We start from the raw sequence: 20,108 nt of genomic DNA, 5'->3' as shown, positions 1-20,108 counted from the left end.
TGAACAGGACGAGCCACTTGCCCTCGTAGTCGTCGGGGATGGTCAGTTCGCCGTGGCTCGTCTCCACGGTGAGCTGGGGGAACTGATCGCCGATTCCGGGGGCGCCGGCCGATTCGTCGGGGTCTGCCGTAGGCTCAGTCATTGCAGTTCGGCCTTAGGACGTTGTGTATTAAGCCGGCGCTATAGAACCTATTTTTTCGCTATCTGCTGGCGGATCTTCGAAGAATAGAACAAAACTTCCGCAGAAGCGAAATTCTGTTTTCGTAGTACCGAATTATAACGACCCAAGGAATAAAAACCGATCGGTTTCCGTTATTCGGAGTCGTCGAAGTCGACGCTCCCGAGACCCCGAGCTGCGGCGAGCAGCCGTCCGAGCGCACGTCGCACGTCGGCGTCGAACAGCGCGCCGATGAGCCCGAAGAACCCGACCGGCTTGGGATCGTCCTGTGCGAGCCCTTCTACTGTCTCGTCGAGCGCCTTGGTGACCTTCGGGTCGCCGAGCGTCTCGACGAGTGCGACCATATTGCCCGCGTTCCGCCCCAGCTCGTACATCTCGACGTCGCTTTCGGCGTGGGCGTCTGCGAACCCGGCGGCCGCCATCCGGAAGTCGCGGATGACGTCGCGGTTGTCCTGGGCGACGTCGCGAAGCTCCGGCGTGAGCTCCATCGCGAGGTCGTGGGTCGCATCGAGCAGATCGAGCATCTCGATCAGCGTGTCCGCGTTCTCGCCCAGGCGTTCGAGCAGGATAATCGTCTCTTCTTTCTCTAGAGAGAGCCGGAGCCGTTCGAGGACATCCCGGTTCTCTTGGACGACGATACGAAGCTCCGGAATGAGGTCGTCGGCGAGTCCCTTCGACGCCGCGAGGACGTCGAGGAGTTCCAAGAGCGTGTCCGATTCCTCACCGACCTTCGTCAGCAGCGTGAGGGTCTCCTCGCGCTCGAACGCCACGCGCAGCTCGCGGATCGGTTCGCGGTTCTCGCGAACCGTCTCGCGGAGTTCGGGGACGAGGTCCTCGGCGAGGTCCTCCGTCTGTGCGAGCATCCGGAGGAGCTCTGCGAGTTCGTCCGCGTTCTCGTCGATCGTCCGGAGTAGTTCTTCCCGGTTCTCGATCTCCATCTCGCTGTCGGCGTCGAGGGATCGATTTTCGCTCGCCATAGTCAGGGGAGTGGGTCGTACCCGTGGAGCCAGGCGTTCCAGTAGAAACTGGGTAGGATGTTGATGTCCATAATCCAGTTCATCCGGCTCTCGACGGGTGCGGAGATGCTTTCTTCGTAGTCGAACTCAGCGACCATCGCCTTACCCTTCTTCGTGAGGAGCGGACAGGCAGCGTAGCCCTTGTACTTGGCCGTCTGCGGGCGTCCCTCCATATGCGATTCGAGGTTGTCGACGACGACGTGTGCCTGCTTGCGGGCCGCGGCGGCCGTCTTGGCGTTCGGCGTGTTGCCGGCGTCGCCGAGCGCGAAGACGTCCTCGTACTCGGTGTGCTGGAGCGTGTGCTTGTCGACGGTGACGTACTCGCCGTCGTGCTCGTCGTCGCCCTCCGTCAACGGCGAGTTGTCGGTGAGCGCCGGCTGGCCGTACTGCGGCGGGACGGGCGCGTAGAAGTCGTACTCCTGGGTTTCGCCGTCCTCGGAGTGGATGACCTGTTCGTCGGGGTCGACTTCGCTGACGGTGAAGCCGCCGCGGAACTCGATGTCGCGGTCGCTCCAGATCTCTTCGAGTTTCTCGCGGTACGGCGAGACGCCGAAGACGGCGTCGCCGCCCTTCGTCATCACCACGTCGACGTCGTCGCGGATGCCCTGTCGCTGGAAGTAGTCTTCCGCGAGCATAGTCATCTTCAGCGGCGCGCCGCCGCACTTGATCGGCGTGTCGGGAACGGAGACGACGAACGTGCCGCCGTCGAAATCCTGGAGTGCCTCGCGCATCTCCATCGCCGCGTCGAAGTAGTAGAACGGGAACACCGAGTCGGTGTCTTCCCATCCTTCCATCATTCCGGGCGTCGCCTCGGCCGCGAGGCGGTGTCCCAGCGAGACGACGAGGTAGTCGTACGACAGTTCGTCGTCGGCGAGTTGGACTGTCTTGGCGTCCGGATCGACGCCTGTTACCTCACCTTGCAGGAACTCGACGCCGCTCTGCATTACCTCGCTGACGTCGCGGAACTGGTCTTCCGGCTCCATATAGCCGAACGGCAGCAGGTAGTACGATGGCTGATAGGCGTGTTGGGTACTCTTGTCGACGATAGTGATCTCCGCGTCACTACTATCCAGTCGACGCCGGAGCATATTGGCGGACATCGCGCCACCGACCCCAGCACCGAGAACTACTATCTGATCCATAGCCATCCGTTCTTAGTTTGAGATCCACCTGAATGGTGACATACACCACGTATTTTGCATAATCTATCCCACATTACGGAGTTTTTGGGAAATAATTGCTGCATTCCGGCGGCGGGTCGCAGCAATCTGTCTGGTGACAATCTATTCATACGTATACTAAATCATCGATTACTACAAACATCTAGTAGAATTATTGCAGATAGTACAGCGTGACAGGACACGGTGGGCAAAAAGAGGGAGAACACTGCTGATCGGTCAGTCGCCGACACACGAGACGGCGAAGGGGCTTGGGGGCGTTACTCTTCGTCCGGAGTTTCGACGGGTGCGTCGACGAGGTTGCCCCACTCGGACCACGAGCCGTCGTAGTTCGAGACGTCGGGGTAGCCGAGCAGTTCCGAGAGGGCGAACCACACGAGCGCCGAGCGTTCACCGATGTTGCAGTAGACGATGATGTCGTCTGTCGGATCGATGTCGGCCTCGGCGAAGGGTCGTTCGAGGGCCCGAGCGTGCTCGAAACGGCCGCACTCGCGGACGACGCTCGTCCACTCTATGTTGACGGTGTGCGGGATGTGGCCGCTCGCACGCGCCGGGTCGTCGGCTTCGCCGCGGTACTCCTCGGGCGAGCGGACGTCGACGATAGCGACGTCGTCCGAGAGCGCATCGCGGACGTCCCGGCGGTGGGCGCGGATCCGGTCGTTCGGGGGATACGCCTCGTACTCGACGGGCGTGACCGTCGGCTCCGACGTCGTCGTCGGGTAGTCGTTCTCCGTCCAGTAGCGTTTGCCGCCGTTGAGGAGACGGACGTCCCGGTGCTGGTAGTACTTGAGCGTCCAGTAGACGAACGCGGCGAACTCGTTGTAACCGTCGCTGTAGAGGACGACCGTCGAATCCGGTGTGATACCGCGCTCGCCCAGTACGCTTTCGAGGCGATCGGCGTCCGGGATGACGCGACGCCCCGACGCCGAGAAGTCGCGGCGGGGGTCGAGTTCGATCGCGCCGGGGATGTGCCCCTCGTCGTACTTCGTCGAGACCTCGACTAAGCGGAGATCCGGATCGTCTTCCTCGAAGTCCGGGATCTCTCGTGCAAGGAAGTCGGGTTTGACCAGTACCGACTCCGAGTAGCCGGTCCTGTCGTCCCCGATCGACCGCTGCTGAATGCTGTAGCAGGTCTGTCGACCGTCGTGGAGGGCGGGTGCCGACTGGATGAGGTCGGCGTCTTCCAGTTCGTTGAGCCCGTATCTGGCCGTCCGCGAGGACAGGAGCGTCTCTTCTGTGATCTGTTTCAACGTCATCGACCCTTCGTGTGAGAGGACGTGATAGATAAACTTCGAGCTGGGCGGCAGCTCTGACAGTGATTCCTCAGCCCCATTATATTGCATTTTCAGTACAATACGAATTTGGGAGTACGGATACAAGACGTTATTGGTGCTTCCCACGGTCTTAAACCACTATCTCGAACGTCCCGCGACGCACACGATGAAAATAATATACACAATAATTTCTGGTTCTTTGCCGCAATCGGCCCGCCTGAGCCGGTTTTGCACAAAATATTCTCCCTGCTGGAAATGGTTTAGGTACACGCCTACAATATCGCACCGACGATGGTCGAGACAATCACCGCCGAAGAACTGCGAGATATGATCGACGCCGACGAGGACTTCATCCTCTATGACTCGCGTGATCCGGAGTCCTTCGAGGACTGGCACATCGCCGAAGCCGAGAACGTCGAGTACTCCGGCTCGAACGACGAACTCGTCGGCGAGTTCGACGAGGACGACATCGGCGCCGGCGACACCGTCGTGACGATCTGTGCGACGGGGAACTCCGCCGAAAGCTTCGCGGAGTACCTCGAGCGCGAGGGCTACGCCCACGACGTCAAGACCGTCGAGGGCGGAATGGAGGCCTGGAGTATGGTCTACGACGTGGCACCGATCGCCACGTCCAACGACGACCTGGTCATCCTGCAGCTCCAGCGGCGCTCGAAGGGCTGTCTGGGCTACGTGGTCGGCTCGAAGTCCGCCGGTGAGGCGGCGCTCATCGACGTCACCCGCGCGAGCGACGAGTTCGTCGCAGCGGCCAACGAGCGCGGTCTGAAGGTCACGCACGTCTTCGACACGCACATCCACGCCGACCACATCTCCGGTGGTCGAAAGCTCGCGAACAAGCTCGACGTGCCGTACCACCTGGGTGCGCCCGCCGAGACGCGCGACCCGCAGTTCGAGTTCGACGCCATCGAGCCGAACGACGCCGTCGAACTCGGCGACGTAGAGATCAAGGCCGTCCACACGCCCGGGCACACGACCGGGATGACGTCGTACCTCGTCGACGACGAGGCCCTGATGACGGGCGACACGCTGTTCGTCGAGTCCATCGGCCGGACGGAGCTCCAGTTCGCCGACAAGGACGCCCGCGACGGCGCCCGCGTCCAGTACAACACGCTCCAGAACGTCATCATGACCGAGCCGAACGACGTGAAGATCCTGCCGGGTCACTTCTCGGTCACCAACGACGGCGAGTACGTCGACGTCACGCCCGGCCAGCCGATGTTCTCCACGGTCGGCTACATCTGGGAGAACAACACGCTCATCCGGCAGTCCGAAGACGAGTTCGTCGAGCATATGTTCGAGAACCTCCCGTCGAAGCCGCCGAACTACGAGCAGGTCATCGCGACGAACGCCGGCGAGTACGAGCCCGAAGACGAGAGCGAAGAGACCGAGCTCGAACTGGGCCCGAACCGCTGTGCGGCGACCGAGGAGAGCACCGTCGCCGACGACTAATCGGCGCGACCTTCCCGTAGTCCCCATTTAGCAGGTATCGTCTGCGAGTCTCCCGATCGGCCGCACGCCACGTGCGATCGACCAGGGGAAAGTCGCACTCGATGCCGCACCTCGACCACCTCTCTCCCTGGTGCGTCGAGCCGTCGTTCCACACGAGCGTCAGTCCCGGCTCGGAACGGCTGTCCTTTTGTGCGCTGCCCGTGCGGCAGTCAAGACCCGTCTACCCGTGAGCGCTCGTCTCCTCGTGAACTGATCCGCGAGCGGCGCACACGCTTTTCAGCGCCCGAGACGTAGATCGAATATGGCCTCAAGAGACCCCGCAGGCGAGGACCTTCCGGCGCTCCTCGACGATCTTGACCGGACGCTCGCAGCGCTTCGTGACGAACTTCGCGAGGCCGACGATCCCTCCCGACAGCGCGCCGAGACGGCCGACGACAGCCGCCTCGGAGGCGAGAGGGGGCGACGGAGAGGCACTCGTCCGCGCCCGCCGTCGCTCTCGGAACTGTTCCGGTTCACCGAGCAGTACACCCTCCCGACGCTCATCGCCACGCTGGAGACGGCGATCCAGTCGCTCGAACTGCTCCGCGGAATGCTCCGGCTCGCGGACCCCGAGCGGTCGGCGTTCGAGCGGAGCGACCGAGCGCGCGGGTCGTCGACGGTGCGCCTGAGCGACGGCGTCGCGGGCGTGGGCCGGGGCGCTGTCTCGGGCGTCGAGCGAGCGCTCTCGGAGCTTCAGACCGCGCTCTCGGAGTCCGACCTGCCGGAAGAGTCCTCGCGGGAACTGCTCGAAGACGCCCGTCGGCTCTCCGCGGAGGTGTCGACGCGCCTCGCAGAGACGTCCCGCAAGAGCGACGCCGAGCGGTATGGGTACCGCCGCGATGAGAGTCCACAGGAGAGAGATGACTCTCTCGATCAGGACATCTCCGAATCCGGAGGGGTCGAAATCGACGTTATAGACGAGTGTGACCGTCGCGAGCGCGGAAGTCACGAACGCGAAAGTGTAGCCGACGGCGAGGAAGAGGCCGGTAACGGAGAGCGGGCCGACGAGACGTCTGCTGACGCGCCCGAAGTCGACGTCGAAGCCGAACTCGCCTCGATCAAAGAGGACGTCGAACCGCGCGAGGAGCGATCGGAGGAGAGCGACGACGACACGCCGGCGACGTCGGATTCAGCGGAAACAGCGGGCGACGACGAAGACGAGGTCTCCGAGTCCTGAATCTGGCGGCAGCCGCCCACGCTATGGCGCGACGAGACGAGCGACGCGACCGCTGTCGCCCTCGCCGCCGGTTCGCCCGGTCGTGAGGACGTAGAGGTCGCCGTCCTGGTCGCGGCCGAACCCGAGCACGTACTGTCCGAGATCAGTATCGCCGACCACCGAGACGGGCGCGATATCCCACGGCGGCCGTGCACCCGTATCGACGGCAAAGAGTCGACCGCGCGCGAGGTAATCCGCGAAGACGTACGCGCCGCGCAGGTCGTGGAGCGTCTCGGTGTTCACGACGAAGCCGCCGATGATCGAGACGCCCGAAATTCCGCCCTCGTCGTGTGAATATTCGGCGACTGGGTCGACTAGGGGCGTGCCATCGGGCGTCGTCGTCGGGCAGGAGTCCCGGCGGAAGCAGTGTGCGCCCTCGCGCACGTTCCAGCCGTAGTTGCCGCCGCGTTCGACGAGGTTCAGTTCCTCCCAGGCGCCTTGGCCGACGTCGGCGACGTAGAGGTCCTCGCCGAAAAAGGAGAGCCGCCAGGGGTTCCGAAACCCCCAGGCGTACTGCTCGTCGAGTCCCTCGCGACCGACGAGCGGGTTGTCCGACGGGACCGCGTAGGGTTTGTCACCGTCGGCGCCGTCGACGCCGCCGCGCCCGTCGACGTCGATCCGGAGGACGCTCCCCAGCAGATTCTCCGTGACGTCCTGGCCGTTCCCGCCGTCGACCGCGTCGTACCAGTCTCCGACGTGACCCGTCCCGACGTCGTTGGCCGCGCCGCCGTCGCCGAACGGCACGTAGAGGTAGCCATCCGGGCCGAACGCGACCGCGCCGGCGTTGTGGTTGCCCTGGGGTTGGGGGACTTCGAGTACAGTGCGCTCTCGGTCGGCGGCGGCAGTGCGTGCGTCCGGGTCGACGGTGAACTCCGCCAGAACTGCTGTGTGGCTGTAGTTGCCGGGCGTTCCCGCTCGCGGCGCTGCGCTGTAGCGAACGTACAGCCGACCGTTGTCGGCGAAGTCCGGATGCGCGGCGACGCCGAGGAGGCCGCGTTCGCTCCCGAGCACGACGCGATCGGAGATGTCGAGAAACGGCGTCTCACGCCGCCCCTCGTCGGTGAGCTCCCAGATCCGGCCGTCGCGGTCGACGACGAATCGACGGTCGGTGCCCGCGGGCGCGACGAAATCCAGCGGCGCTGCGAAGCCCGACGCCACGGGGTCGAGCGCGACCCGCGCGTCGGCGAGTTCGGGTCGCGGCCCGTCCGTCTCCGTCGGTTTCGGGACTCGCGTCCCTGCCCCACCCGTCTCGTCGGTCGTCGACCCATCCATCGCCGTCCCGCCCTCGTCAGTTCCCGCGCCCGGCCCATCTGTCTCGGTTGCCTCGTCAGATCCGCTCGGAGCGCTACAGCCAGCGAACGACGCGAATCCGGCGGCGACGCCCGCGCGAAGGAATCGGCGTCTGCGGAGTCGATCCATACGGCGACGGAAGGGCCGAACCTACAAGGGTAGTTCGTCCGGGCCGTAATAGGGATTCTCGTAACTGTTCGGAGACTCTCGCCGTATCGTCCGGCGAGACATCTATGGAGACTCACGATAACCCCTATAAGCACTCGTCCGTCGGAAGGTACTCATCCGTCGGAGAGGGCTCGTCCGTTCGGAGCCAACTCGTCCGTCCGGGCTCCGGTCCCGATCAACCGTCGCTCGGAGAGCGAATCCGAACCCCTTACCACCCGACGGACCCGACGCAGAAGTATGACAGCGGCACTCGTCGCCGAGGACGTTCGGAAGTCCTACGGCGACGTGACGGCCCTCGACGGCGTTTCGCTGGAGATCGACCCCGGGGAGGTGTTCGGCCTCGTCGGCCCCAACGGGGCCGGAAAGACGACGCTGGTCCGGGCGTTGACCGGGACCACCGAAGTCGAAGGAGAGATATCCGTGCTGGGGAGTGCCCCCGACCGAGTCGAGGAGTCACAGATCGGACTTCTCCCGCAGTCGTTCTCGCCGGCGGGCCGACTCACGGCGCGCGAACTGGCCCGGCAGTACGCCGGCCTCTACGACGAGGCACGCGATCCCGACGCCGTCCTCGCCGACGTCGGTATCGACGGCGAGACGGCCGAGCAGTGGTACGAGACGCTCTCGGGCGGGCAACAGCGTCGCGTCTGCGTCGCCATCGCGCTCGTGAACGACCCCGACGTGCTGTTTCTCGATGAACCGACCACCGGGATCGACCCCGCGGGGCGGCGCGCGCTGTGGGGGCTACTCGAAGACCTCGCGTCCGGGGGGACGACGGTGCTTCTCACGAGCCACTCGATGGCGGAGGTCGAGCGGCTTTCGGACCGCGTCGGCTTCTTGAGCGACGGTCGCCTCGTCGCGCGCGGACCCCCGCGTGAACTGGTCGAGGCGCACGGCGGACGGAGCCGGCTCCTCTTCGAGACTGACGCGTCGCCGGCGACTCTCGACGCGTCCGGCGTCGGCTACGACGTGTCGGCGCGGAACGGCCACCTCGTCGTCGAGGACGTCGGCCCGCGCGAGATCGGTGACGTCGTCGCCGCCTTCGAGAGCCAGGGCGTCGAATTCGAATCGCTGACGTGGAAACAGCCCGATCTCGAAGACGTGTATCTCGAACTCACCGGAACGTCGTTCGAGGAGGCGGAACGATGACTCGGCTCGGTCGGATCCGCGCGGAGTTCACCGCCTCCTGGCACGCCTTCCTCCGGCGCCGGACTGCGGTGTTCTTCACGTTCTTCTTCCCGGCGATCATCGTCGTGATCTTCGGCGCGCTGGTACAGACCCAGCCGACCGGGGGCGGCCTGTTCGCCGAGCCGAAGGGCTACTACATCGCGGGCTATCTCGCGGTCGTCGTGCTGTTCACGCCGCTGTCGCGCGTCGGGAGCACGGTCGCTCGCTATCGAGAGGGTCGCCGCTTCGAGAAACTGGCGACGACGCCGCTTTCTCGCGTCGAGTGGCTGCTCGCGCAGGCGCTCGTGAACGTCGTGGTGATCGGCGTCGCGGCGCTGCTGCTGCTCGCGCTCTCGATCCTCGTCACCGGGACGGCCATTCCGGCGACGCCGGCGACGCTGCTCGTGGTCCCGTTCGTCGCGCTCGGCGTCGTCCTGTTCTGCGGGCTCGGGGCGATCATCGGCCGCGTCGCGGACTCACAGGACGGCGTCATCGCGGCCTCGAACGCGATCGCGCTGCCGCTTTTGTTCCTCTCGGAGACGTTCGTCACGCCCGATCTCCTGCCCGCGTGGTTCCGCCCGGCTCTCGGCTTCTCGCCGCTGACGTACGTCGCCCGCGGCATCCGCGCAGTGACGTACGCCGACGCGACGACGGTCGCGCTCCCGAACCTCGCCGCCGTCGTCGTGCTCGCGATCGCGTTCTTCGTCGCCGGCGCATTCGCGGTGCCGCGGACAGACTGACGCGTCGGCTGACGCGTGCGGTGCCGCGGACGGGCCGGAAACGACGCACGCCGGACCGCGCGCACGCTGGACCGCGGCCATCGCGCCGCCGGGATTTATTCTCGCAGACGCCGAGTCCGTAGACGAGATGGTCACTCCCGACACGAACGAGGATGTACAACGACTGGTGGACAGCGGCGTCGTCGCAGTGATGCGGGGGGCCGACGCGGACACGATCATCGACGTCGCGTCGGCGCTGGCTGACGGGGGCGTGACCGCCTTCGAGATCACGGCCGATAACCCGGACGCGATGGACCTCATCGCGGAGGTGTCGGCGTCGTTCTCGGCCGAGGAGGCGATCGTCGGCGCGGGGACGGTCCTCGATGCCGCGACGGCGCGCGCGGCCATCGCCAACGGTGCCGAGTTCGTGGTTGGCCCGACGTTCGACGCAGGGGTCGTCGAGACGTGCAACCGCTACGGGACGGTGGTCGCGCCGGGCGCTCTCACACCGACCGAGGCGCTCGACGCCTACGAGGCGGGCGCCGACCTCGTCAAAGTCTTTCCCGCGTCGTCGATGGGGCCGGACCACCTGTCGAGCATCGCCGGCCCGCTGCCGCAGATTCCACTGATGCCGACCGGCGGTATCGACGTCGACAACGCCGCCGACTACATCGACGCCGGCGCGGTGGTCGTCGGCGCGGGCAGCGCACTGATGGACGACGAGGCGATCGCTGCGGGCGATTTCGAATCGATCACCGAGACCGCACGGGAGTTCACACGCGTCATCGACGCGGCACGTGAGAACTGACACACCGGAGGTGTGGAATCCGTTCGGACAGCGCTGTCTCCGCTTGCCGCCGGTTCCGCCGTCACGCGTCTGTGGAGCCGGACTCGTCCGGAGCGCCTGAATCGTCCGGTCCGCCCTCCGCGGACGAGCCTGAGACCGAGCCGTTCGACGTCGCGTCTGCGGCTTCGTCGACGCCGATACCCGCCCGTCCCGCCCGATAGGCGTCGACGGCGCGGCCGAGGCGGGCTTCGAGTTCTGCGCGCAGTTCGTCGGCGCGCTCGCCCGAGACGTCGACCGCGGCGGCGTCTTGTCCTCCGAGCGAGAGTGACCCTGCGGTATCGACGGTAACCGTCGCGAGACCGAGTCGCCGCTGGAAGACCGTCCGGGAGTCGATCACGGTCTGGATCCGGTAGTAGGGGACGATCTTGGTCTCCCGCTGGAGCACGCCGTTCCGGGTGACGACGTGCTGGTCGCCGAGCCAGTGGCCCCGATGCTTCCAGGTCGCGTGCGCGAACCCGGCCGCGGCCGGAACCAACAGCAGCAGCGGCCACAGCGGGAACGAGACTGGGAGTAGCGATCGAGCGGCGTAGAGCACGGCCGCGAAGACGCCGACGACAAGCAGATATCGGACCAGATAGCGACGCCGCGCCCGCGTTGGCGGCCGCTGGAAGTCGACATCGCCGAGGGGTTCGAGTTCTTCGACGAGAGTCAGGACGTGCTGGCGCTTGGCGAGCGGGATCGCCGCTTCCGAGCCGCGTGACCCGCCGCCAGAGCTTCCGCCGGGGGCGTATCCGGCCGTCTCGATGTACAGCGTCGCGTAGCCGAAGTGCCGCTTGAGGGGGTTGTCGGCGATCGTCAGCGTCTGGATCTTGTCGAACGGGATCGACCCGTCGTAGCGCTGGAGGAGACCCCGCTCGTACTGTAACTCGTCGCCCGAGCGAACGAGGCGGAAGTCGTAGTACTCCACGATGGCCGCGACGGCCCCGACGATCCAGGAGACGACCGCGACGCCGACGAGCACGGCCGCGGCGACGCCAACGAGCGTCGTCCCGCGGACCGTCGTGAGATACGCCGGGACGATCGTGGACCCGACGGTCGAGACGAGCACGAAGAGGACACCCGGAACGCGGGGATCGACCGAGAGCGCGCCGAGGATGGCGAGTTCGCTCCGATCGAGCGCGAACAGTTCCTCGAGTTCCGGTTCGACGGCGCCACGTTCGGCCGCTTCGGTCGCCTCGCCCTCCTCGCCAGTGCGCTCTGCCTGCCGTTTCAGCCGCGGGAGCTCCCGCTGGAGGCGCTTTGCCTCCTCGAAGGACACGAACCGCAGTTGGGCTTCGGTGTCGCCTCCTCCGGCCGTCTCGAAGGAGACGACGGCGATCCCGAGGACGCGCTGTATGACGTTCCGCGAGATGTCGACGTTCTGAATCCGGCGAAGCGGAATCTCGCGGCTGCGCCGGGAGAACACACCGGAGTCGATATCGAGCGTGTCGGCGGTGAGTTCGTAGCTGAACCGCCGGACATAGGCCGTCTCGTAGGCGATGAGGCCGAGGGCGGCGAGGCCGGCGACCAGCAAGAGGACGATCGGGCCGGCCGGGCCGAGGCCCGGGATCTCGAAGCCGCCGCCGAGGCCGAACGCGAGCGCGACGGCGATGCCGCTTCCCCGCTGCAGCACGCGATAGGGAACCGACAGCGGTGAGAGCGACTGCGGCATCTCAGACGGCGTCCTCGCCCTCCGAGCGGATCGCCAGTCGTTTCAGCCGCTCGCGGAGGTCGTCTGCATCGTCCGGTGCGAGGCCCGGAATCGACACGTCGGCCCCGCGAGAGCCGGCCGTGTAGACCACGGTGCTCGCGAGACCGACCACGCGCTCGATCGGCGACCGGGCGGTGTCGACGTGCTGGACGCGGACGAACGGCACGACCGTCCGAACTCGCGTGAGCACCCCGCGTTCGAGATACAGCGAGTCCTCTCGGACCTCGTAGCGCCAGACGCGGTAGCGGGCGAGCGCGACGACGACGCCGAGCGCACCGAAGCCGACGAAGACGCCGATCGGAGTCCACCCGGGGAGCCACGGCGGCGCGAGGATCCGCTGGACGGCGAGGGCGACGCCACCCAGGATGGCTGCGGTCAGGACGGCCCGCGCGACCCAGAGAAGTCGGACGCGGGGATGCAGACGGTTCATTGTTGTGTTCAGTACGGGACGAGGCCAGCCGAAAGCAGGCCGGCGTCGACGAGCAGGAGGATGCCGACTACTGCAGCGGCCCGGAAGATCGTCGTCACCGACTTGGCGGGCGTGCGGACGCGCTTCTCCTGTAGGCCGCCGACGAGTCGGCTCCGGCCGATCTCGACGAGCGCGGTGAACACAAGCCACAGCGCGAGCATCGCGAGCACGAGGTGACCGCGTCCGGTGCCGGTGAGCGATTCGATCGTGTAGCCCGTCCCGGCGAGGTGACCGCCGGTCAGGAACATCACGACCGAGGCCCCACGCGACAGATAGACCAGCCGATCGGCGATCTTCTCTAAGGGCGCCGCGTCCAGCGCACCTTCGACTGCGGCCGGAAGAATCGCTCCGGCGACGAAGACGACGCTGCCGACCCACAACGCCCCCACGAGGACGTGCAGGGTCGTCATAACCGTGTCAATTACCATACTGGCGCAAAAGGATCGACGGCGCTTGAAACCCGGCGGTTCGTGTCGGCGTCGATGTCCACGTCTGGTCGGCGCCGCGTGTCGTGTGCCGACGCCGCGTGCAACACCCGCACCTGGAGAAACTCATACTGTCGGACAGAAGGATGTGAAAATTATCAGCACCCCGTGGGTGCCAAAATGATTCGCGAACTGCTGTCCGACAGCATCAGACACCGAAAGACTCAGACCGTCCGGATTCGCTCGGCCGTCACTTCCGTGCCCGGCGAGTAGTGGACGAGTGGGTCGCCGGCGGGCCGCTCGAATCCGTCGGCCTCGAACAGCGTGTTCGTCTCGATCTCGACGGTTCCCTCGACGAGCGGCCACGGCGGGTGGGCGATGTCGCCGTAGTAGAGGCTCGCGCCGTCCGTATAGAAGCGGTAGTTCTCAGTCAGGAAGTGTTCCAGCGTCCCCGCCTCTGGCGTAAACTGCTCACCGGTCGGGCGATACGTAGCCTCGAAGTGCGCCGGCCGAGCGCCGGACTGCGTGCGGCGACTACGGAGGGTCACGGCGTCGTCTTCCCGCGAAACACGCATCTCGGCACTGAAATACGGGAGCCGAAAGAGCCCCCGGGCGACGAGCACGCCGAGGCGGTCGTCCGCGTCGAGGCTGAAGAAGTAGACGCTGTGGTCGTCGCGTCCGGGGCGCGTGACGTACGTTCGGAGGTTCAACTCCGGAAACGAGAGGCCGAGCGGGGCCCCTCGCGGCCGAATGTCCTCCATCACGAAGCCGACGACGCCCAGCCACGCGTCGCCGTCGTACGTCGCCACCTGGAGACCCTCTGGTAGCCGAGCCGACACGACGGCGGGGTCGACCGGCCAGTGTGCGAACAGCGCGTCGCGCCACCGCATCTGGAGGAGGTCCATACCGAGCGTAGGCACCCCGGACACTTGCGGCTTCCCTGTGTGTGAGTCCCTTTCGCACTCTCCTGTCGCCTCACTCGATCGCTCCGGACGCTGCGTCGACGAGCTGATCCAGTTTCGTCCGGTCGGTCGCGGCGACGTAGAGCCCGCCGACGCCGGTCTCCGTGGTGCCGTGTTCCGTTGCAGCGTCCGTTGACTCGTCGGCGTCGTCCAGTGCGGCGACGTCGACATCGAGCACCCGGCTCTCGACGCCGCTCTCCGCCGCGAGGAGTTCGCCCGCGTACTGCTCGTAGACGTCCGGCAGGAAGGCGACGAGGCCCTCGATCCCGCCGCGGGCGAGGAGACCCCAGTCGACGCAGGGCGACCACGTGTTGATGACGCGCTTGCAGCGCGCGTCGACCGCCGCTTCGACGCGCTCGGCAGCCGCACGGCGCTCGTCGTCGCGGACGGCCGGCAGCCCGACGACGAATGAGACGGTCGACTGCGAGAGCGAGAGATCGCTCTCGGTGCTGAGGAGTTTGCCGTCGGCAGTCGCCCCGCCGTCGCGTCGGGCGAGATACAGCGAGTCCGGGAGGGGTTCGTAGATCGCCGAGACGAGCGGCTGGCCGTCGCACAGCACGCAGGCGGCCGTGGCGAACGAGGGGATCCCGGCCGCGAAGTTGTTCGTCCCGTCGAGCGGGTCGACGACCCACTCGTAGCGGTGCTCGCCCGCGCGGCCGGACTCCTCGCCGTGGACGGCGTGGTCGGGGTACGCGTCGTGGATCACGTCGAGCGCGCGGTCCTCGGCTTCCCGGTCTGCGGCCGACTTCACGTCGTCGGTGCCGTACTCGGCCTCGATCGAGAGGTCGCGGAAGGCGTCCGCCAGATAGTCGCCGCCGGCGCGGACCGCCCGCGCGGCGACGGCCTCCAGCAACGCCAGGTCCGACGATCGACCGTTCATACCCGCGACACGGAGCGAACGCGACAAGAACTGTTCGGTTTGTGAACGTGTTTGGATCCTACGCTTCGTCGTCCGTTCCCGGGACAGAACCCCGCTGTCGGGCGCGTCCGCTGCTGGCACCGACGCTTTTCACGACGCCGGCGTAAGAGAGCGTATGGAGTTCACAGTCGTTCAAGGCGACATCGCGGCGGAGTCCGCGGACGCCCTCGTCAACGCGGCGGGAACGAGCCTCCAGATGGGATCCGGCGTCGCTGGCGCGCTCCGTCGAGGCGGTGGTGAGGCGCTCAATCACGCCGCAGTTGCGAAGGGGCCCATCGACCTCGGCGAAGTCGCCGTCACCGACGCGTACGACCTCGACGCCGACTACGTGATCCACGCCGCCGCGATGCCGCACTACGGCGACGGGCAGGCGACGGCCGAGAGCATCCGCGAGGCGACGCGTCACGCGCTGGAACGCGCCGACGAACTCGGCTGTGAGTCGCTCGTGATCCCGGCGCTCGGCTGTGGCGTCGCCGGCTTCGCACTGGAAGATGGAGCGCGAATTATCGCCGAGACGATCCGGGCGTTCGACCCCCGGTCGCTCACCGACGTGCGGTTCATCACGTACGGCGACGACGAATACGGGACAGTCTCCCGCGTCGCCAGCGAACTCCGCGAGGAGCACGCCTGACTGCCGGGGCCGTGCACGTTCCAGACGACGCCCCCGCGCGCTGTCCGGTGTGTGAGGTCGAGTACGATTCGGTGTCGGAACACGACGCCGGCCTCCTGGTGAACCTCCTCGACAACGAACGGTTCCGACGGGTCTGTTTCGATCCGGTTCTCGTCGATGGCGAAGCCCGTGTTCGGTTTTATCATCACACACACGAACAGACAGCGCCTACCGACACCCAGGAGACGACGCCGGTCGACGGCCACCTCGAATAGCAAGGGCCTCGAAATTACGACCTCGGATATACAACACAGTTAATTATATTATATTTAATAGGATTGAGTCGTACAAACATTCAGATTAAACAGTAATAACATAGTTTGTAAGTAAAATTTATTACTCGGTGCCGTGTTCTTCTTTCTCAGACCGGGGGCAGACGCAGAACGCGTTCCGTCCCGAGAGCACACAATGGCAGACACGTATATCGGTTCGATCGACCAGGGAACGACAGGAACGCGATTTATTATCTTCGACCACGACGGGAACGTGGTCGCCAACGCCTACGAGAAACACGAACAACACTACCCGAACCCCGGATGGGTCGAACACGACCCGATGGAAATCTGGGAGAACACGCAGGACGTCGTCGTCCGCGCGGTCGAGGAGGCAGGCATCGAGGCGACGCAACTCGAGGCACTCGGCATCACGAACCAACGGGAGACGACGGTCGTCTGGGACGCCAACAGCGGTCGACCGGTCTGTAACGCGTTAGTTTGGCAGGACCGCCGGACGACCGAGCGGATCGAGGAGTTGGAGGCGGCCGAAAAAATCGAGTGGATCAGAGAGAAGACGGGCCTCGAAGCCGACGCGTACTTTTCGGCGACCAAGACCGAGTGGATCCTCGACAACGCCGACCCGCTGAAGATGCAGCACTCGCGCAGTGACGACCTCCGCGAGCGCGCCGAGGCAGGCGAGCTGATGATGGGGACGATCGACACCTGGCTCATCTACAACCTCACCGGCAACCACATCACGGACGTCACGAACGCCTCGCGAACGATGCTGTACAACATCTGGGATATGGAGTGGGACGAGGACCTCCTCGCGGAGTTCGACGTACCTGCCGCGATGCTCCCGGAAGTCCGTCCGTCGTCTGACGAACGCCTGTATGGACACACGGACCCGGACGGGTTCTTGGATGCATCCGTTCCCGTGGCTGCCGCACTGGGTGACCAACAGGCCGCGCTGTTCGGGCAGACCTGTTTCGACGAAGGGGACGCGAAGAACACCTACGGCACCGGCTCGTTCTACCTGATGAACACTGGGACGGAGGCTGTCAAGTCCGATCACGGCCTCCTGACGACGGTTGGGTTCCAGCTCTCCGGCGAACCCGTTCAGTATGCTCTCGAGGGCTCGATCTTCATCACGGGGGCCGCGATCGAGTGGCTCGAAGACGTCGACCTGATCAACAACGCGGCACAGACCGCAGAGCTCGCTCGGTCGGTCGATTCGACGGACGGCGTGTACCTCGTACCGGCGTTCACAGGTCTCGGGGCTCCACACTGGGACGGCCGAGCCCGCGGGACCATCGTCGGAATGACGCGGGGGACGCGTCGGGAGCACCTCGTCCGTGCGACGCTGGAATCGATCACGTACCAGACCCGTGACGTCGCCGAAGCGATGGAGGCCGACTCGGGCATCGAGACCAACTCGCTCCGGGTCGACGGCGGCGCGGTGAAGAACACGTTCCTCTGTCAGTTGCAGTCGGACGTCCTCCAGACCGAAATCGTCCGCCCCGAAGTCGACGAGACGACTGCGCTGGGTTCGGCGTACGCTGCCGGGCTTGCGGTCGGCTACTGGGACACGAAAGAAGAACTCAGAGCGAACTGGCAGATCGACCGCGAGTTCACACCGCAAGAGGGCCCCGAGACGATCGACCAGCGGTACGAGCGCTGGGGCGAGGCCGTGCAGCGCTCACTGGACTGGGCCCGGGACGAGTGAGGAGCGATGACGGATTTCCTCCTTCAGATACCAGTCTTGGGGCTGGAGTTCGACCGGCTCGTAGTGTTACTGATCGCGGCCTTCGCGGGGGGCGCGTTCGGTGCGGCGATCGGTGCCCTGCCGGCGTTCATCTTCACTGGCTTCGTCGTCTTCCTCGGGGAGGGACTCGCCATCCTGCAGCGCGAAGTCTCGGGGCTGGACCTCGTCCCCCAGGGTGAGCTGGCGACGGGCGTGACCGGCGTCATCGGATTCGGGGCGGTGACTGGTCCGCACATCAGCTTCGCGGGTGGCGTCGCTGCGGCGGCGTATGCGGCAAAGCGGTATCCCGAGATGGAACCGGACGGCTGGGCCTATCACTTCGGAAAGAACATCGGATTCGCGCTCGGCCCGAAATCGGACATCTTGGCTGTCGGGGGCCTCTTCGGTGTCCTCGGGCTCTTGGTGACGCGACTCGTGGGTGGCCTCGGTCTCCCGACGGACGGAATTGCGGTATCGGTCTTCGTGACGGCCATCATCGCGCGCGTCGCCTTCGGGTACTCGATCCTCGGCCAGGTCGGTGGCACGAGTCTGTTCGATATGTCGCCCTTCGAACGGGAAGAACCACGTGTTGCACCCGACGGGGGGACGATCGAGAGCCGTTTGGCGACGGAGCCGTGGCTTCCACACCAGTACGAGTGGAGCGGCGTTGCTGCACTCGGCGTGGTCGCCGGGGTCCTCAGCGGGTACATCTGGCTCGAAACCGGGAGCGTGTTTATGGGCTATGCGATCTCCGCGATCAGCCTGCTGTTCCTCAACCTCGGCGTCGATCGGATTCCCGTCACGCACCATATGACGCTTCTTGGGTCCGTCGGGGCGATTCTCGTGATGCCCGCACTCGGGAGCGAACCGGCGGCGTTGCTCGCTGCGGGCGCGCTCGGTGGGGTCACCGGAGTCGTCGCGGAAGTGAGCCAGCGGGTGTTCTACTCCCACGGCGAAACGCACGTCGACCCGCCGGCGATTTCGATCGCCGTCGTGATGCTGGCCGTGGGCGTCCTGTATCTCCTCGGGCTGCTTCCCAACGCCGGCTACCTCGGCCTGTAGCTACTATCGAAACCGTCGGTTTCGGCGCTGCTTTTTCAGGTTTGCGGCCGAAGCCGCGCCCGCCGTCGTGCGTGTTGCCGGCGTCGCGGATCCCAGGGCATTAATAACGTCGCTTGCCGAGGGTTCGATAATGGCGCGCGAGCCGTCCGCAGAGGAGCCAGCGGACCTTCAGTCAGTACTCGATGCGCTCGACGACGTTGACGCCAGAGCCATCATCAAGGCGCTGGACGAACCGCGGACGGCGAGTGAACTCTCCGAGGACTGTGACATTCCGCTGTCGACGACGTATCGAAAGCTCGACTTACTGACGGAGGCGGAACTCCTCGAAGAGGGCACCGAGATACGGTCGGACGGACACCACACGACCACGTACGCCGTCGCGTTCGACGAGGTCCGCATCGCTCTCACGGAGTCACGAGAACTCGACGTCCAGATCGCCTACTCCGAGCAGGGCCCCGAAGAACGACTCGCGGATATCTGGACCGCAGTACGGGAGGAAACATAATGGCACACACGACCGCATCGACAAGCATCGCAACGGGAATCGTCGTCGTGAAGACGGGCATCCTCATCCTCGGCGGGCTCATCACGTACTTTTCGCTGAAGGCCTACCGAAAGACGGGCGCGCGACCGCTCCGGGCGTTCTCGCTCGGATTCGGAGTCATCACCCTCGGTTCGCTGCTGGGTGGGACCTTCGACTTCATCCTCGGCGTCGACCTCGCGACCGGCATCCTCATCGACGCGACGTTGACGTTCGTCGGCTTCGCCGTCATCACGTATTCGTTGTACGCCGACTGACCGTCGGACGCTGAGTGACGCGGTGTGTATTGTCTTTCGCTTGCAAAACTGTTTTATTTTAGGCCTCCCTACGGAAGGTCGATGAGCGAGTCACAAGGAACAGACGACGAACTCGACGAGATCCGCGCCCAGAAGCGCGAAGAACTGGCCTCGAAAGTAAACGACGACGAGCCGGCTGAGGACGACGAGAGCGCGACGGTCCCGTCCGAGCCGGTCCACGTACACGGGTCCTCGGAGCTTCAGGACGCTGTCTCGAAGTACGACGTCGTCCTCGTCGACTTCTACGCGGACTGGTGCGGACCGTGCAAGATGCTCGAACCGACGGTCAAATCGCTGGCACAGTCCACAGACGCCGCTGTCGCGAAGGTCGACATCGACCAGAACCAACAGCTCGCACAGCAGTATCAGGTCCGAGGCGTCCCCACGCTGATGCTGTTCAGCGACGGCGAGGCCGTCGAACAGGTCGTCGGCGTCCGCGACGAGTCGACGCTCCGTTCGCTGATCGAGCAGTACCAGTAAGGGTTAGTCGCGCCCGGTAGCGCTCCCCCAACCCCCGACCACCGTAGTCTTCCCCCGTCATTTCCGCTCGCCCCGAACG

General features: G+C 65.5%; 21 protein-coding genes. 12 read left to right on the top strand and 9 right to left on the bottom strand.

The annotated features are described in order from the left end of the window. Positions 1-312: 312 nt before the first annotated feature. From NO347_RS04255 to NO347_RS04245, 3 genes are all read right to left on the bottom strand, one after another. Entirely contained in the window at positions 313-1,155 is an 843-nt protein-coding gene (locus NO347_RS04255) for a helical membrane plugin domain-containing protein (RefSeq protein WP_256288403.1), read from the bottom strand. A 2-nt stretch (positions 1,156-1,157) separates the two neighbouring features. Further along, positions 1,158-2,336 (bottom strand): NAD(P)/FAD-dependent oxidoreductase, encoded by a 1,179-nt coding sequence (locus tag NO347_RS04250; RefSeq protein WP_121568411.1) that lies wholly within the window; start codon positions 2,334-2,336, stop codon positions 1,158-1,160. A gap of 296 nt (positions 2,337-2,632) precedes the next feature. Beyond that, positions 2,633-3,628 (bottom strand): sulfurtransferase, encoded by a 996-nt coding sequence (locus tag NO347_RS04245; protein WP_256288402.1) that lies wholly within the window; start codon positions 3,626-3,628, stop codon positions 2,633-2,635. 309 nt (positions 3,629-3,937) lie between these two features. Here NO347_RS04245 and NO347_RS04240 point away from each other — a divergent pair, with 309 nt between their 5' ends. Both NO347_RS04240 and NO347_RS04235 read left to right on the top strand, forming a co-directional pair. Then, the gene (locus NO347_RS04240; protein ID WP_256288401.1) at positions 3,938-5,113 is read left to right on the top strand and encodes an MBL fold metallo-hydrolase; all 1,176 of its coding nucleotides are present in this window, start codon (positions 3,938-3,940) and stop codon (positions 5,111-5,113) included. Positions 5,114-5,414: 301 nt separating this feature from the next. Further along, positions 5,415-6,329, top strand: coding sequence for a DUF7547 family protein (locus NO347_RS04235; RefSeq protein ID WP_256288400.1), 915 nt, complete (start codon positions 5,415-5,417; stop codon positions 6,327-6,329). A gap of 21 nt (positions 6,330-6,350) precedes the next feature. Here the strand turns inward: NO347_RS04235 and NO347_RS04230 are convergent, their stop codons facing one another. Then, the gene (locus NO347_RS04230; RefSeq protein ID WP_256288399.1) at positions 6,351-7,787 is read right to left on the bottom strand and encodes a PQQ-dependent sugar dehydrogenase; all 1,437 of its coding nucleotides are present in this window, start codon (positions 7,785-7,787) and stop codon (positions 6,351-6,353) included. Positions 7,788-8,063: 276 nt separating this feature from the next. On the opposite strand from NO347_RS04230, the gene NO347_RS04225 reads away from it, so the two are divergent. From NO347_RS04225 to NO347_RS04215, 3 genes are all read left to right on the top strand, one after another. Beyond that, a complete protein-coding gene (locus NO347_RS04225) occupies positions 8,064-8,972 on the top strand; it encodes an ABC transporter ATP-binding protein (protein ID WP_256288398.1) in 909 nt (302 codons plus the stop codon). After that, positions 8,969-9,730, top strand: a complete 762-nt coding sequence (locus NO347_RS04220) for an ABC transporter permease (RefSeq protein WP_256288397.1) — start codon at positions 8,969-8,971, stop codon at positions 9,728-9,730. Before NO347_RS04225 ends, NO347_RS04220 begins: the two co-directional genes overlap by 4 nt. Positions 9,731-9,857: 127 nt before the next feature. Then, positions 9,858-10,517 (top strand): bifunctional 4-hydroxy-2-oxoglutarate aldolase/2-dehydro-3-deoxy-phosphogluconate aldolase, encoded by a 660-nt coding sequence (locus tag NO347_RS04215; RefSeq protein ID WP_256288396.1) that lies wholly within the window; start codon positions 9,858-9,860, stop codon positions 10,515-10,517. A 61-nt stretch (positions 10,518-10,578) separates the two neighbouring features. On the opposite strand, the gene NO347_RS04210 is transcribed toward NO347_RS04215, so the two are convergent. The 5 genes from NO347_RS04210 to NO347_RS04190 form a co-directional block, all read right to left on the bottom strand. Continuing rightward, positions 10,579-12,207 carry a PH domain-containing protein gene (locus tag NO347_RS04210; RefSeq protein ID WP_256288395.1) on the bottom strand — a complete coding sequence of 543 codons (1,629 nt, stop codon included), beginning with the start codon at positions 12,205-12,207 and terminating at the stop codon, positions 10,579-10,581. A gap of 1 nt (position 12,208) precedes the next feature. Next, entirely contained in the window at positions 12,209-12,676 is a 468-nt protein-coding gene (locus NO347_RS04205; protein ID WP_256288394.1) for a PH domain-containing protein, read from the bottom strand. Positions 12,677-12,684: 8 nt separating this feature from the next. After that, positions 12,685-13,143 (bottom strand): CopD family protein, encoded by a 459-nt coding sequence (locus tag NO347_RS04200; protein ID WP_256288393.1) that lies wholly within the window; start codon positions 13,141-13,143, stop codon positions 12,685-12,687. Positions 13,144-13,364: 221 nt separating this feature from the next. Beyond that, the gene (locus NO347_RS04195) at positions 13,365-14,045 is read right to left on the bottom strand and encodes a YqjF family protein (RefSeq protein WP_256288392.1); all 681 of its coding nucleotides are present in this window, start codon (positions 14,043-14,045) and stop codon (positions 13,365-13,367) included. Between the two features lie 70 nt (positions 14,046-14,115). Continuing rightward, positions 14,116-14,982 (bottom strand): inositol monophosphatase family protein, encoded by an 867-nt coding sequence (locus tag NO347_RS04190; protein WP_256288391.1) that lies wholly within the window; start codon positions 14,980-14,982, stop codon positions 14,116-14,118. Between the two features lie 154 nt (positions 14,983-15,136). Between NO347_RS04190 and NO347_RS04185 the strand changes: the two genes are divergently transcribed. The 7 genes from NO347_RS04185 (at position 15,137) to trxA (ending at position 20,029) form a co-directional block, all read left to right on the top strand. Continuing rightward, positions 15,137-15,652: a macro domain-containing protein gene (locus tag NO347_RS04185; RefSeq protein WP_256288390.1), complete on the top strand. Its 516-nt coding sequence runs from the start codon at positions 15,137-15,139 to the stop codon at positions 15,650-15,652. Between the two features lie 11 nt (positions 15,653-15,663). Further along, complete coding sequence (locus NO347_RS04180) at positions 15,664-15,906, top strand: DUF8145 family protein (RefSeq protein ID WP_256288389.1); 243 nt, start codon at positions 15,664-15,666, stop codon at positions 15,904-15,906. 193 nt (positions 15,907-16,099) lie between these two features. After that, positions 16,100-17,632 carry a glycerol kinase GlpK gene (gene glpK / locus NO347_RS04175; RefSeq protein ID WP_256288388.1) on the top strand — a complete coding sequence of 511 codons (1,533 nt, stop codon included), beginning with the start codon at positions 16,100-16,102 and terminating at the stop codon, positions 17,630-17,632. Positions 17,633-17,638: 6 nt separating this feature from the next. Further along, a complete protein-coding gene (locus NO347_RS04170; protein ID WP_256288387.1) occupies positions 17,639-18,712 on the top strand; it encodes a DUF7973 family transport facilitator in 1,074 nt (357 codons plus the stop codon). 130 nt (positions 18,713-18,842) lie between these two features. Beyond that, the gene (locus NO347_RS04165; RefSeq protein WP_121568394.1) at positions 18,843-19,217 is read left to right on the top strand and encodes a helix-turn-helix domain-containing protein; all 375 of its coding nucleotides are present in this window, start codon (positions 18,843-18,845) and stop codon (positions 19,215-19,217) included. Then, positions 19,217-19,510, top strand: a complete 294-nt coding sequence (locus NO347_RS04160; protein WP_256288386.1) for a DUF7521 family protein — start codon at positions 19,217-19,219, stop codon at positions 19,508-19,510. The genes NO347_RS04165 and NO347_RS04160 overlap by 1 nt, the downstream gene beginning before the upstream one ends. An 81-nt stretch (positions 19,511-19,591) precedes the next feature. After that, entirely contained in the window at positions 19,592-20,029 is a 438-nt protein-coding gene (trxA, locus tag NO347_RS04155; protein WP_256288385.1) for a thioredoxin, read from the top strand. Positions 20,030-20,108: the final 79 nt, after the last annotated feature.

Origin of the sequence: Halobellus inordinatus (assembly GCF_024464655.1) — an archaeon.
GTDB lineage: Archaea > Halobacteriota > Halobacteria > Halobacteriales > Haloferacaceae > Haloquadratum > Haloquadratum inordinatus.
This window is presented reverse-complemented; position numbering and strand designations above follow the sequence as displayed.

Excerpts from the sequence above, each read along its gene's own strand:
- NO347_RS04255 (WP_256288403.1), bottom strand. The coding sequence starts at position 1,155 with ATGGCGAGCGAAAATCGATCCCTCGACGCCGACAGCGAGATGGAGATC.
- NO347_RS04250 (WP_121568411.1), bottom strand. The coding sequence starts at position 2,336 with ATGGATCAGATAGTAGTTCTCGGTGCTGGGGTCGGTGGCGCGATGTCC.
- NO347_RS04245 (WP_256288402.1), bottom strand. The coding sequence starts at position 3,628 with ATGACGTTGAAACAGATCACAGAAGAGACGCTCCTGTCCTCGCGGACG.
- NO347_RS04240 (WP_256288401.1), top strand. The coding sequence starts at position 3,938 with ATGGTCGAGACAATCACCGCCGAAGAACTGCGAGATATGATCGACGCC.
- NO347_RS04235 (WP_256288400.1), top strand. The coding sequence starts at position 5,415 with ATGGCCTCAAGAGACCCCGCAGGCGAGGACCTTCCGGCGCTCCTCGAC.
- NO347_RS04230 (WP_256288399.1), bottom strand. The coding sequence starts at position 7,787 with ATGGATCGACTCCGCAGACGCCGATTCCTTCGCGCGGGCGTCGCCGCC.
- NO347_RS04225 (WP_256288398.1), top strand. The coding sequence starts at position 8,064 with ATGACAGCGGCACTCGTCGCCGAGGACGTTCGGAAGTCCTACGGCGAC.
- NO347_RS04220 (WP_256288397.1), top strand. The coding sequence starts at position 8,969 with ATGACTCGGCTCGGTCGGATCCGCGCGGAGTTCACCGCCTCCTGGCAC.
- NO347_RS04215 (WP_256288396.1), top strand. The coding sequence starts at position 9,858 with ATGGTCACTCCCGACACGAACGAGGATGTACAACGACTGGTGGACAGC.
- NO347_RS04210 (WP_256288395.1), bottom strand. The coding sequence starts at position 12,207 with ATGCCGCAGTCGCTCTCACCGCTGTCGGTTCCCTATCGCGTGCTGCAG.
- NO347_RS04205 (WP_256288394.1), bottom strand. The coding sequence starts at position 12,676 with ATGAACCGTCTGCATCCCCGCGTCCGACTTCTCTGGGTCGCGCGGGCC.
- NO347_RS04200 (WP_256288393.1), bottom strand. The coding sequence starts at position 13,143 with ATGGTAATTGACACGGTTATGACGACCCTGCACGTCCTCGTGGGGGCG.
- NO347_RS04195 (WP_256288392.1), bottom strand. The coding sequence starts at position 14,045 with ATGGACCTCCTCCAGATGCGGTGGCGCGACGCGCTGTTCGCACACTGG.
- NO347_RS04190 (WP_256288391.1), bottom strand. The coding sequence starts at position 14,982 with ATGAACGGTCGATCGTCGGACCTGGCGTTGCTGGAGGCCGTCGCCGCG.
- NO347_RS04185 (WP_256288390.1), top strand. The coding sequence starts at position 15,137 with ATGGAGTTCACAGTCGTTCAAGGCGACATCGCGGCGGAGTCCGCGGAC.
- glpK (WP_256288388.1), top strand. The coding sequence starts at position 16,100 with ATGGCAGACACGTATATCGGTTCGATCGACCAGGGAACGACAGGAACG.
- NO347_RS04170 (WP_256288387.1), top strand. The coding sequence starts at position 17,639 with ATGACGGATTTCCTCCTTCAGATACCAGTCTTGGGGCTGGAGTTCGAC.
- NO347_RS04165 (WP_121568394.1), top strand. The coding sequence starts at position 18,843 with ATGGCGCGCGAGCCGTCCGCAGAGGAGCCAGCGGACCTTCAGTCAGTA.
- NO347_RS04160 (WP_256288386.1), top strand. The coding sequence starts at position 19,217 with ATGGCACACACGACCGCATCGACAAGCATCGCAACGGGAATCGTCGTC.
- trxA (WP_256288385.1), top strand. The coding sequence starts at position 19,592 with ATGAGCGAGTCACAAGGAACAGACGACGAACTCGACGAGATCCGCGCC.